The sequence below is a fragment of the Pseudomonas sp. NFR09 genome, from assembly GCF_900111535.1.
In the GTDB taxonomy this organism is placed as follows: domain Bacteria; phylum Pseudomonadota; class Gammaproteobacteria; order Pseudomonadales; family Pseudomonadaceae; genus Aquipseudomonas; species Aquipseudomonas extremorientalis.
Genome location: NZ_FOIH01000010.1, coordinates 217631 through 230254 on the forward strand (window position 1 = coordinate 217631; position 12624 = coordinate 230254).

10 protein-coding genes are annotated in these 12624 nt (G+C 58.5%); 3 read left to right on the top strand and 7 right to left on the bottom strand.

The features are described from left to right. Position 1 precedes the first annotated feature (1 nt). Positions 2-490 carry a DUF3015 domain-containing protein gene (locus BMX59_RS22455; protein WP_015885974.1) on the bottom strand — a complete coding sequence of 163 codons (489 nt, stop codon included), beginning with the start codon at positions 488-490 and terminating at the stop codon, positions 2-4. Positions 491-757: 267 nt separating this feature from the next. Between BMX59_RS22455 and BMX59_RS22460 the strand changes: the two genes are divergently transcribed. Together BMX59_RS22460 and BMX59_RS22465 are read left to right on the top strand one after the other, a co-directional pair. Further along, on the top strand, positions 758-3196 hold the full coding sequence (locus BMX59_RS22460; protein ID WP_093125887.1) for a Lon protease family protein: 2439 nt from the start codon (positions 758-760) through the stop codon (positions 3194-3196). 382 nt (positions 3197-3578) lie between these two features. Beyond that, entirely contained in the window at positions 3579-3887 is a 309-nt protein-coding gene (locus BMX59_RS22465) for a PA4575 family protein (protein ID WP_058427690.1), read from the top strand. Between the two features lie 3 nt (positions 3888-3890). Here BMX59_RS22465 and BMX59_RS22470 read toward each other — a convergent pair whose 3' ends face one another. Beyond that, complete coding sequence (locus tag BMX59_RS22470; RefSeq protein WP_083351507.1) at positions 3891-5714, bottom strand: hypothetical protein; 1824 nt, start codon at positions 5712-5714, stop codon at positions 3891-3893. A gap of 166 nt (positions 5715-5880) precedes the next feature. On the opposite strand from BMX59_RS22470, the gene BMX59_RS22475 reads away from it, so the two are divergent. Continuing rightward, positions 5881-6369, top strand: a complete 489-nt coding sequence (locus BMX59_RS22475; protein ID WP_071489973.1) for a TIGR00645 family protein — start codon at positions 5881-5883, stop codon at positions 6367-6369. A gap of 15 nt (positions 6370-6384) precedes the next feature. Here the strand turns inward: BMX59_RS22475 and BMX59_RS22480 are convergent, their stop codons facing one another. The 5 genes from BMX59_RS22480 to BMX59_RS22500 all read right to left on the bottom strand — a co-directional run bounded on the left by BMX59_RS22480 (position 6385) and on the right by BMX59_RS22500 (position 12270). Then, the gene (locus tag BMX59_RS22480; protein WP_093125891.1) at positions 6385-7818 is read right to left on the bottom strand and encodes an ArnT family glycosyltransferase; all 1434 of its coding nucleotides are present in this window, start codon (positions 7816-7818) and stop codon (positions 6385-6387) included. 116 nt (positions 7819-7934) lie between these two features. Next, positions 7935-8960 (bottom strand): hypothetical protein, encoded by a 1026-nt coding sequence (locus BMX59_RS22485; RefSeq protein ID WP_093125895.1) that lies wholly within the window; start codon positions 8958-8960, stop codon positions 7935-7937. 112 nt (positions 8961-9072) lie between these two features. Next, positions 9073-9324, bottom strand: coding sequence for a DUF6124 family protein (locus BMX59_RS22490; protein ID WP_093125900.1), 252 nt, complete (start codon positions 9322-9324; stop codon positions 9073-9075). Positions 9325-9993: 669 nt separating this feature from the next. Then, positions 9994-11862 (bottom strand): DUF2075 domain-containing protein, encoded by a 1869-nt coding sequence (locus BMX59_RS22495; RefSeq protein ID WP_093125904.1) that lies wholly within the window; start codon positions 11860-11862, stop codon positions 9994-9996. Positions 11863-11886: 24 nt separating this feature from the next. Then, the gene (locus tag BMX59_RS22500) at positions 11887-12270 is read right to left on the bottom strand and encodes a nucleotide pyrophosphohydrolase (protein WP_093125908.1); all 384 of its coding nucleotides are present in this window, start codon (positions 12268-12270) and stop codon (positions 11887-11889) included. Positions 12271-12624: the final 354 nt, after the last annotated feature.

Genomic DNA, 12624 nt, shown 5'->3' on the forward strand with positions numbered 1-12624 from the left:
CTTAAGCCTGGGTAGCGTATTTCGCCAGACGGGCATCGCTTTTCAGTACAGCAATGGTGTTGTTGTGCACGTCGTCAGCGGTCACGTCAGCCTTGCTGAAGATCTGCTGGAAGTGCTCGTGGGTCACGGCCGCGAAGTGTTCGCGATCTTCCGGGGCCACGCCCAGTACCACGGCGTAGGTGGTCAGCGCTTCGCCATTACCCTTGGCCATGTCTTCGGACAGCTCGTTCATCATGCCATTCATGGCAATCCACGATTTGCCGCCGTAAGTCAGGGCGCTGTTGGTGCTGCAACCGTTGGTGCCCGAGGTCATGCCGAACGTGGCGTTACCCGAAGTACCGTTAGTGGTGGAAGCCAGGAAGTGAGCTGGAGTGCCGCGCTGGCCTTCGAACAACATGTTGCCCCAACCGCAGTTCGGGCCACCTGGTGCTTCTGCCATTGCATTGAGGGAGACGACGGTGAAGAGAGTACCGAGAAGGATCCGTTTCATAGCTTTGTTCTCTTTGTGTGCAAACCAATGGACAAGGGTTCAGGCGCATCGCGGCGCCCTAGGGGCCAGTTATTAGTCCAACCCGCGCAGTTTGGAGTTTAGGCACGTTCCAAGGGTTCCGTGCATTTTTCTAAAACATTCGATGATGACCCGATATTTTTACAGGGCGCGTCCCGTGTCTATGCTTTCCCACAGGCGCGCCTTGCCAGAGCGCGTAACCGGGAGCCAGAATGCCGTCATCTGCCCCGCCTGATGTAAGGAAGCCCGATGCCTGATCCTGTTGCTGCCAGCTTGCGTCTAGCGCCCGAAGCGCTGACTCGCCCTTTCTCCGCTGAACAGTTCAGCTTCTCGACCACCAATGATTTGGAGCCCTTTCGCGGTGTGCTTGGCCAGGAACGTGCGGTTGAAGCGTTGCAGTTCGGTGTGGCCATGCCACGCCCCGGTTACAACGTGTTTGTCATGGGCGAGCCCGGGACCGGTCGCTTTTCGTTCGTCAAACGCTACCTTAAGGCCGAAGGCAAGCGCCTGCAGACCCCGTCGGACTGGGTCTATGTGAATAATTTCGATGAGCCTCGCGAGCCGCGTGCCCTTGAATTACCGGGCGGCGGTGCGGCGGCGTTCATCAACGACATCAACGGTCTGGTCGACAACCTTGTCGCCACCTTCCCGGCAGTCTTCGAGCACCCGACTTATCAACAGCGCAAGAGCGCGATCGACCGCGCCTTCAACCAGCGCTACGACAAGGCCCTGGACGTGATCGAACGCCTGGCCCTGGAAAAGGACGTGGCGTTGTACCGCGACAGCTCCAACATTGCCTTCACGCCGATGCTCGACGGCAAGGCGCTGGACGAGGCCGAGTTCTCGCAGCTGCCGGAAGCTGATCGCGAGCGCTTCCACACGGATATTTCCGAGCTGGAAGAGCGCCTCAACGAAGAGCTGGCCAGCCTGCCGCAGTGGAAGCGTGAGTCGAACAACCAACTGCGCCAGTTCAACGAAGAAACCATCACCCTGGCCCTGCAGCCTCTGCTTGCGCCATTGTCGGAAAAGTACGCAGAAAACGCAGGCGTCTGCGGCTACCTGCAAGCCATGCAGGTGTACTTGCTCAAGACCGTGGTCGAGCAATTGGTGGACGATGCCAAGACCGACGCCCAGGCGCGCAAGCTGCTTGAAGAGCAGTACTGCCCAAGCCTGGTGGTGGGCCATCCGGTCAACGGTGGCGCGCCGGTGGTGTTTGAGCCGCACCCGACCTACGACAACCTGTTCGGCCGCATCGAGTACAGCACCGACCAGGGCGCGCTCTACACCACCTATCGCCAGCTGCGCCCCGGCGCCTTGCACCGTGCCAACGGCGGTTTCCTGATTCTCGAAGCCGAAAAAATGCTCGGCGAGCCGTTCGTGTGGGACGCCCTCAAGCGCTCCCTGCAATCGCGCAAGCTGAAGATGGAATCGCCGCTGGGCGAACTGGGCCGCCTGGCCACCGTGACCCTCAACCCGCAGATGATCCCGTTGCAGGTCAAGGTGATCATCATTGGTTCGCGTCAGTTGTACTACGCGTTGCAGGACGCCGATCCGGACTTCCAGGAGATGTTCCGCGTACTGGTGGACTTCGACGAAGACATCCCGATGGTCGACGAAAGCCTGGAGCAGTTCGCCCAATTGCTGAAAACCCGCACGTCGGAAGAAGGCATGGCACCGCTGACCTCGGATGCGGTGGCGCGGTTGGCCACCTACAGCGCCAGGCTGGCGGAGCACCAGGGGCGCTTGTCGGCGCGTATCGGGGATTTGTTCCAGCTGGTCAGCGAGGCGGATTTCATTCGCCATCTGGCAGGCGACGAGATGACCGATGCCGGGCATATCGAACGCGCACTCAAGGCCAAGGCCACGCGTACCGGGCGGGTGTCCGCGCGGATCCTCGACGACATGCTCGCCGGGGTGATCCTGATCGACACCGCCGGTGCGGCGGTGGGCAAGTGCAACGGGCTGACGGTGCTGGAGGTGGGCGATTCGGCATTCGGTGTGCCGGCGCGGATTTCCGCCACGGTGTACCCGGGCGGCAGCGGTATTGTCGACATCGAGCGTGAGGTCAACCTCGGCCAGCCGATCCACTCCAAGGGCGTGATGATCCTCACCGGTTACCTGGGCAGCCGTTATGCCCAGGAATTCCCGCTGGCGATCTCGGCGAGTATCGCGCTGGAGCAGTCCTACGGTTATGTGGACGGCGACAGTGCCTCCCTGGGCGAGGCGTGCACCTTGATCTCGGCCTTGTCGAAAACCCCGCTCAAGCAGTGCTTCGCCATCACCGGCTCCATCAACCAGTTTGGTGAAGTGCAGGCGGTGGGCGGGGTCAACGAGAAGATCGAAGGGTTCTTCCGCCTCTGCGAAGCGCGTGGCCTGACCGGTGAACAGGGCGCGATCATTCCCCAGGCCAACGTCGCTACGCTGATGCTGGATGAGAAGGTGCAGCAGGCCGTGCGTGCCGGGCAGTTCCATATCTATGCGGTGCGCCAGGCGGACGAGGCGTTGAGCCTGTTGGTGGGCGAGGATGCCGGTGAGCCGGATGCCGAAGGGCAGTTTCCGGAAGGCACGGTGAATGCGCGTGTGGTAGAGCGGTTGCGCGCGATTGCCGAGATGATCAGCGAGGAAGACCTGAAGGAAGCGGAGAAGGAGTTGGCGCAGGAAGCGTTGGCGGAAGCCAAGCCCATCTGATGGCGACGTGAATTGTGGCGAGCGGGCTTGTTGTGGCGAGCGGGCTTGCCCCGCGTTGGGCTGCGAAGCAGCCCTAAAACCAGACAATTCAATCTCACTGGCACACCGCAGCGGTCCTATTGGGGCTGCTGCGCAGCCCAACGCGGGGCAAGCCCGCTCGCCACAACTAGCACCATAGCCACAACAATCCCATCACCACATGACGGGTAAAACCGTCATGAATTTGGCGCGACTGTAAGACCAACGCCCGTTGGTCCCTACAACCTTGGTTTGTCGTGGTTTTCTTCTATTCTGTGCTCAAGGGATATCCACAGGAGTCGCGGGATAGAAACAGCCTCGCCCCGGGCGCAGGTTGAACACCGATCTACCGAGGGTCGCCGCCATGCCGCGCAACCTTTGCCTTACCCGCCAGTGCTTTGGCCTGGTCACCCGTATCGAATGTTCCATTCGCCCTCTTGCGGGGGATAACGGGATGTGGACCTTGTTGTTTGCCGCCGGAATGACCGGTGAACAGCCGTCCACCATCAAGTCTCAAGGCCCGTTCCCCGGGCCCTTCGTCGCGGAAAACATGCTTGAGTCCATCGTCGACAGCCTGACCCAGCACGGCTACGAGAAGGCGGGTGACCCGCAGATCTGGTGCCTGCACATGCAGGCCCATCTGCGACAGCTCAATGGTGACACCCAGCACTGACCGCTATTTGCTCTCGGGTTTGTCCAACTTGACCTCGAAGCCATATTGCACGGTGCTCAGGTCGGTGCGCTGGTAGCTTTCCAGGGTGGTCGGCCGGCCGTAGAAGTAATGCACGTCAAACAGTGCCGTGCCGTACTCCTCGGCGCGGTGGCTGACGCCGAGGATTTCCTTGAGGTAGTTGCCGCTGGCGTCCTTGGCGTAGAAGCGCCAGCTGTCGGCGGGGAAGGCCTTCTGGTCGACGATCAGCGCGTTGTCCTTGAGCGACAGCCCCTTGGGCAGCTTGGCCACGTCGATCTCGGCTTTGTCGATGGTCGCCAGGAACAGCGGAATCGAGCCCACCACATACGCCGGGTTTTCCGGGAACAGGTTCAGGTCGTAGGTGAGGGTGCCGCGTGCCGGGTTCAGTTCAAACGCCTCGGCCGGCAGTTCGATCGGCTCGCCACGTTCGCCTTTTTCGTCGGCGGTGAAGAAGGTCACCGGTGATTCGCTGCTGTTGCGCTCGCTGCCCACTAGGTCGTCATTGAAGGTGAACGGGTGGTCGAACACGATGTGCGCGGCGCTGGCGTCTTCAACCGACTGGCTGATGGTGACGCTGTTTTTCAGCTGGTCCTCGGTCATGCCCGCGTCTTTGAGCCAGCTGGCGGCGCCGTCGTCATACACGGTGACCGGCATCGGCAGGGCCTGGACGGTGTTCTGCAGGCTGTTCTTGTCGAAGCGCATCACGGGCAGGTCGAGGTCTTTGCGCGTGCGCGTGGCGGTGGAAAAATCCAGTACGTTGACCTGCAGGTTGTCGATCACGCCATTGAAATACACCTTGGCGTAATGGCTGCTCTGTTTGTGTTCGAAAGCTTTTTGTTCCTCGGTGAGCTGTTTTTCGAACGCCTCCGACCAGGCTTTCTGCTTTTGCATCTCGGCCAGTTGTTTTTCGTAGAACGCCACCTGGGCGCTGCTTTCGTTGATCGAGCCCGACCGGGTGAGGAACTGCCCGGTGCTGTCCCGCGCCTGCACCAGCAGCGGGTTGGGCGATTCGTCACCGACTTCAGGCGCCAGCGGTTGGCTGTTGGTCAGCTCGATCTCGGCGTAGTTTTTTTCCAGGAGCAACAGGTTGAGGGTGATGTTGCCCTCGGTGCGCTTGTGGCCTACGTCTTTTTTCGACAGATCAAAGGTCAACACCTTGCCCGGCGCGACCACTTCCACTGTGCCCTTGAGGCTGACGGGCTGTGGCTGGCTCTTGTTTTCCGTCTCGATGCCGTCGATGAACGGGTAGGTCACCGTCAGGTCGTCGGGGTTGGTCAGGTTGGAGCTGCTGGGGCTCAGCTGGATGCCCGGATCGGTTTCCGACCATTCCGGCTGGAAGGGGATGACCTTGTTGTTGCTCAGGGTCACCGACTGCCATTCCAGGCCGTGGGGGAAGGGGAACTGGTCAGGCATGTTGAAGTTGAACGGGAACACCGGCTGCAAGTCGGTCAGGTAGTCGGAATGGGAGCTCTTGCGCAGCACAAACAGGCCATTGATGTAGGTGTCCACCAACGCCTGGGGCGTGGGGTAGTGCTTGAGCAGGGCCAGGGAGTCTTCGCCGTACTCGGCTTCGATGGGCTTGCTGGCGAGTTTGACCCGCGCCCGCTCCAGTAACAGCAGCGAACCGCCCAGGTCGGCGACGGCGTCACGCAGCTTGGGGTCCTGGATGCTGTCCAGGGAGTGTTCGAACTTTGCGGTTTTCTCTTCGAGGGTGGTCTGCTTCTGCTCGTCACTGGGGGAGCAGCCGCCAGCCAGCAGCAATGCCGCGCACAGGCCGATACTGGCCAAAGGGGATCGCACATCCATCATCTGAGTTTTTCCTGTCCGACGTCATCGAGCCGAGTTGTTATTGGGCTCGACACTAGCAGAAAAATTCTCTTACAGATGCCGCACAGGTCAGTTTTCTCGTGGTTACAGCTGTCTTGTAGCGGCTGGTATACTCGCCGCCATTTCTAGCCAAGCTGTGTGAGATCCAATGGAACGCTTTATCGAAAATACTATGTACGCCTCACGCTGGCTGCTGGCGCCTATCTATCTGGGGCTTTCCCTGGGCCTGCTGATCCTGGCGCTGAAGTTCTTCCAGGAAATCATCCACGTCCTGCCCAATGTGTTTTCCATGCTGGAAGCTGATGTGATCCTGCTGCTGCTGTCGTTGATCGACATGGCCCTGGTCGGCGGCTTGCTGGTGATGGTGATGATTTCTGGCTACGAGAACTTCGTCTCGCAGCTGGATATCGATGAAAACAAAGAGAAACTCAACTGGCTGGGCACCATGGACTCTTCGTCGCTGAAGATGAAAGTGGCGGCGTCCATCGTGGCGATTTCGTCCATCCACTTGCTGCGCATCTTCATGGACGCCAAGAACGTCGATCCGCAGCACCTGATGTGGTACGTGATCATCCACATGACCTTCGTGGTCTCGGCGTTTGCCATGGGTTACCTGGACAAGGTCACCAAACACTGATGCCCTGCGCCAGCCTTACTGCTCCACGAAGTAGTAAGGCTGGCGGTTGATCGGCATCTGCTTGATCACCTTCACCGGGGTGGCCAGGTCGTTGGTATGGTCCAGCAACGCAATGTTGCCGGGCTTGGCTCCTAAGTAGTTGTGCAGCTCGGCCTCGGTCTTCAGGATCGGCAAGTAGGCCTGCAGATAGAACACGCTGGCCCCGGCGATGCGCTCGTTGGGTTGGAACAGCACCACTTCCTTACCTTCATCCTTGAACGCCTGAACCTGGCTGATCACCGGGACGAACGACTGGCGCACATCGGCCTTGGGCGCAAACCAGAACGCTGCAATCAGATAGCAGCCCACGGCCAGGGTGAACACGCCGCCCACGAGGGTTCTGTGATGTGTGTAGAGCGCAGGTTTGCGGGTTTTCAGCCACGCCAGCAGCACCCGTGCATATTCCGCGGCCAGTACGGCGGCGGCCGGGGCCAGTGCCATCAGGTACACCGTGCGTTTGCTCGAGGCCAGGGTCAACAGGGTGAACTGCGCCACCAGCCAGACGCTGAAGAACAGGTGGTAGCGGTTGCGCACCAGGCTTTTGCGGAAATGCCACAGACCCAGGTACACCAGAATATTCCACGGCAGGAACGCCTCGGGCAGCTTGGCGATGTAGTAGTAGAACGGCTCGTAATGGCCTGCCTCGACAAACGAGCCGCTGAACCGGCCGACGCTGTTGGTCAGCAGCACTTCGGCCACCGCTTGCATGCCGCCACGCTGGAACAGGAAGCCCAGCCAGATCACCAATGGCACCAGCGCCAGCAAGGTGAACAGCGCGGGCTTGAGCCAGTCGCCAAGGCGCAGGCGCTTGTCCATGAGGCTGGTGCTGACCAGATATACAAAAATCACAATGCCCGGCATCGCCAGGCCCAGCACGCCTTTGCTGAGGGTGGCAATCACCATCCCTGCGGTAAACAGTGCCCATGCGCCTGTGCTTGACCCTTCACGATCGGGCCGCACGGCCTGGTAAAACCCCAGCAGTGCGGCGGTCACGCCGAGGGTGAGCAGCGAATCCTCACCCACACCGCGCGCATTGCTCCAGTAACTGGCCATGGTCGCCAGGATCAGCGCGGCGCTGAAGGCCAGCGTCTGCGGCCGGCCGAACCTGCGCAGCATGGTGTAAAGCAGCATCACGCTGAACAACCCGGCAAATGCTGAAGCCAGGCGCACGGCCCAGGTGGTGCCGCCAAACAGGCGAATCGCCCCGGCATCGATCCACAGGCTCAAGGGTGGTTTTTCCAGGAACGGTTCACGAAACAACTGGGGCACCACCCAGTTATTGTCCAGGTGCATGGCCATGGCGATCCCGGCCACGCGGGCTTCGGTGGAGCCTTGCAGCTCGTGGTTACCCAGGGCAAAGAAGAACAACAGACCAGCAAGCAGGAACAGCAGGGGAGCGGGACGCGTCATGGAGTGTGGCTACCAGGGCAGGAGGACCGTCCGGGGGAACGGTCATTGCAATGGGCTAGTATCCGTCGGCGTTTCTGAATATTTCGTGAACGAATGTGGGTTTTTTGTAAGGTCGCTCACGGCGCCATCAGGCTGGGCAGTGCGGCTCTACCTGCCGGGCTCAGCACCGGCTCCAGTTGCTCCCAGGTAAAACTCAGTTCGTTATCACAGCCATCACCCTGGGCGGGCGTCGACAGTTGCAGGCCCTGGGTGTTGAAGCTCAAGTCGAACGAGGAATAACTGGTCACGGCCGGGCACCCTTCGTCGGTGGTGGTCTGCTTGGCCAGCCAGCTGCTGAAAGCGGCCGGCAACTTGACCTGGCCCGAGTAGGGCGTGTCCCATTGCTCATGGCCGCCCAACCACGTCCAGGGGTCGATCTTTTCACCGGTTTGCAGGTTCCAACTGTGCAGGCCCCAACTGATGCCCCCGCGTCCGTAGCCCGCCGACCAGCGATAGAACCGCACGGTGATCCAGTGCGATGACCAGTAGAACGGCTCCACCGCGATCTCACTGGTGGTGGTGCCGCCGCTCTGGTCCAGTGAGTTGCGCCGCTCCCTGTAGAAATCGGCCTGCCCGTCCGGGTTGATGGCCATGCGCGCGAGCTCTCGGTTGATCTTGTCGATGGCCGCACCGTCGCCTTCAAGTTTCAGGATGACCTGGCCTCCTTGGGTCTTCACTTGATAGGCGTGTTCGGCGAAGGTTTTCCGTTCGACCTTTACCGCGGGTGGCACGGCTTCAAGCGCATTGTTATAGGCATCGCTGGCGCAACCGTCCGTGTCCCTGCGTTTCAGCACCAACGCCAGGCTTTTACCCTCGAGGGATTTGCTCCAGGTACCCGTCAACGTGTCGCCTTGGGGATCATCCAACTGCCAGAACCCGGTTTGCCCTTCTTCAACCCACGGCTCACTGGCGTTGACCTGAGTGAGCTGAATGGGCGTCAGGATGCGTTGGTAGTAGTAACTGCCATTGGCGCCGTGGGCACCGTTGAAACACACGGTGATCGCGGATTTACCCAAGGTGCCTGTCCAGACACCGGCCAGGTCGGCGGCGTTTGCAAGCAGAGGGGAGCAGGCAAGGGTGAGGATGGCGAGGGGCTTGAGCACGGGTATCGGACTTCCGGGTGTCTGATAGAGGAGAGCAGGGTAATCGCAAGTGTGGCGGGATTCCAGACGCACAACAAAAGGCCGAGTCGCTGAACGCGTCTCGGCCTTTTGGTTACTGGAATGTTTGTGTGTCTTGAGTGAGCACCAGCACGCGCTCAACCAACAACTCGCCCAGCACGATCAGTTGCTGGGTGGCCAGCAGCTTGTGACGGTGGACGCCTTCGAGTTCGAAAGCCAGGTCGGTGGTCATGGCGTTGAGAGAGGCGAGGGTTTCGCTGGCTTGGATCAGCAGGGTTTCGGGGGAGATGTCTGGGGCGAGGGTGAAGAGGGTTGTGGAGGGGGGATTGGGGGTGATCTTTTTCATGGCTGAAACTCCTTGATTGATGGAGTCGCCAGACATCGCTGCTAAACGAAACGGGTGGCGACTGTGCGCGGGTTAGCAGACCAGGAATCAAGGAACCCGGCGCACCCGAAAGTGCCCCACGCACAGCCGCCATAATACGCACCAGCGGATGCTGACAGCATCGCTGGAACGGATGGTGGCTTTGCAGGCCTTGATAGTAAACGAGCTGCTAAACCCGGTCGCTGATTTTGCAGCGACTGGGGGAGGCTATCTGCGTGGTAGGAGTTGTACTAGTTCATCGATGGCGCGATATCTTGAAGGAAAATTCTGAGCGTTCATTTTGTCGAGCTTTCGAAACCCCAGAAATGACAAAACCCGCACTGGGCGGGGTCGGTTGATTCTGAAGTGGTGGGCCTGGGTAATCTGAAACAAGTCGGTATCTATCTGTTTTTTGCAAGTTAATAATTGTTCGGTCAACTTGCTTGGAATACCAGTTGGAACGCTGCGTGGTTTGGCTTCCGATGGACGGTGCTTTTTGAGTTCCGCGCCATTAACTAATCGGCATCGAATCTATCAAGCAAATGTTCCTGTAAACGTTAGCCATGGCTGGTGACCAGCTGCTGTTGATCCTTGCCCCTGCGCGTACGGTGCCCCACTCGCAGGTGCAGAGGCTCCTAGCAAACGATACCGTCAGTGACTGCTGTAATGGCTAAGTCGACTCTCGAAGTATTGCGCAGTCTCTTTGTCGATGCAGTACAGGTAGCAACCCTTCATCCCGCGAGTCATGAGGGTTCGGTACGTATTTTTGATGATCAGGTCAGTTTCTTTTTTCGCCAGAGCAGGTTGCTCCTTCATCATTTTTTTCCAGCCGCGAATCGATTTATCGTGTTTGTCGCGCTCATCCGGGGATGTCACAACGTTGTCATCACGTACGACCAGGTCTGGCCCGATGATGACTCCGATATAGTCGACTTCCAGACCTTGGCAGGTATGAATGCAGCCAACTTGCTCGATGGAGTTCTCAGCGATGATCCACAGGCTGCCATCCTGATCCAGGTTCCATTGTCGCTTGTAGTCACCGATGACGATATCGGTAGCGTTGGGGTCTTTCTTGCTCAACCAAGGCCAGCAGTAGCCCGCGACTACGCGAGCCTTGTTTCCATGGTTTTTCTCGTCGATGGCGTCATGCAGCGCCTGAGGCGAGTCGAACACCTTGAACTCGTACTCCGAGGTGTCGAGCGTCGGATTTGCTGTCGAGCGAATGCCAAGGACGTCATCCAGCCATGCCATGTAACCGTCAGAACCACTGCAGCGAAACTGTGAAGACAGTACATATTCCTCGACCACCGCCCCCTTGGCTTTGGCAAAGGCGCGTATCGCCTGCTTGCTGCCTATGTCGCTCAGGGTCACACGTTGGTCTTCATCGATGAAGAAAATTGAGCATTTCGCTGATTCAATCAGCTCCTTGATCTGGTTTTCGCCAAGGTTCCCATAAAGCCCGCTTTTCTCATTCAGCCGGTGAGCTTCGTCCACGATAAGCGCATCGAATGTGTTGGGCTCAGTGTCGATGAACGCCCCAGAGCCTGAAAAGAAATTCGAGAAATGGCTGCGTTTGATGGTGCCAACCAGTTTGCTTTCGTAGACCTTGCGTGGGGCGGCATTCTTCGAGACATATTTGCTTAACAGCCTCCGTTCTGTGAGCCTCACAAGTAAATTGATAGCCAGAACGGTTTTCCCAGTGCCCGGCCCCCCCTCAATGATCAGCACCTTTGGTGCCTGGTCCGAGGCTTCGCTTGCTGCCGCAAGCGCTGATTCGAAAATTGCTTTTTGATCGTCAATCAATACGAATTCTGGCTTGCCCGTCATCAGCCCTTCGAGGGCTTCGGCTAGCGCTTTGGACGGACGGATTTTTCCATCGGACAGTTCGTAGAGAACCTCTTTGTTGTCGCCGTGAGCGATATGCTTTTTCAGGAAGCTTCTGAGTTTGGTGAGCTCGTCAGGTCCTTTCAGGAACAGTGGGGCTTTGCTGATGTGGGGCTCGTAGTGAGCTGAGTCGATGATGCCGTCGCTGACGTAGTTATGAAGGTAGGCACACGGACGGATCTCGATGCTTTTGTCATACACCGCCTCGTTGAAGCCCTCCAGCAGCGCGGCGTATGACCATACTTGATACGACGGGTGAATGGTCTCAACGAGGCCGCCACCCAATGCCGTTTTGACGATGGCATCCTTGGTAGTGGCGCTGGCCTTGCTCCATTGCTTCAATTCGATCAAGACGGCTTTTTTTGCCTGATTTTCGTCGCGACCGGTGAGCAGAAAATCGATTCGCTTCGACGACTGCGGAATGTGCAGCTCAATGGCCAGGCCCGCATCGCCCGGCAGCCCTTCATCCCTGAGTACCTTGGCCATATACGTTAGAGATCCTTGCCACGACCTGATTTCCGACCTGCCAACGGTCTTGCCGGTGGCTTCCTTGAAATGCCTGAGGATCACGTCCTCGATGTCATCGTTATCGTTGTCTTTTAGAAATTGCTGTTTGGTCGCAGCGTACACGATCACGGGTTGTCCTTAGATTAGGGCTGATCAGAGTCGGTCGTACTTTTTGCTGCTGCTTTTGGCTTTATCCACGGGGTACTTCTGGCCGTTCGAGGCGAGTTTCCGTGTCACCGCCTCGTTGAGGTCGATGCCGAGCACGCTGCTCAGGCGAACCAGGTACATCAGTACGTCCGCCAATTCGTCTTTTACGGCGAGGCCTATTTCGGGATCTTTAGCTACGGAGAGCGAATCGGCATCGCTCATCCATTGGAAGATCTCGCATAGCTCTCCTACCTCGCCAGTGAGCGCCAAGATGAGATTTTTTGGGGAGTGGAACTGCTGCCAGTCGCGGTCATCTGCGAAACGCTGAAGTGATGCGGCAAGCTTCACTACGTCAACCAGCGGCACGGATGAGGTGTCTGAGTTACTCACGGGGCAATCTCTTGAGTATCGGGGGGCACAAAGAATGTGTAGGAAATCTGCGTGGGATTGTAAGAGTTTTCGCCGCTTGCGCAGCTTTTTTGTGTTTTTTCTTACACGCTCTCTGAGTTCCGCATTGCTTGCCAATATTCGATAGGTACTTTTAGCATCGCTAAGTAGGCCGCAACGACCCCCATGCCCACCGGCTAGCGGCTTTTCCCCTCTGTTCGTTAGTTTGAAAAATGGGCCGTTTCTGGGCTAGCAAGTGATGGCAGTCGGCACCAGACGGACGGATGTTGGCCGTGACGTAAATTATTGTTGGGGTTGGACGCAAAGCGCAGAAGGCCGCGTATTTACTAGATCGCA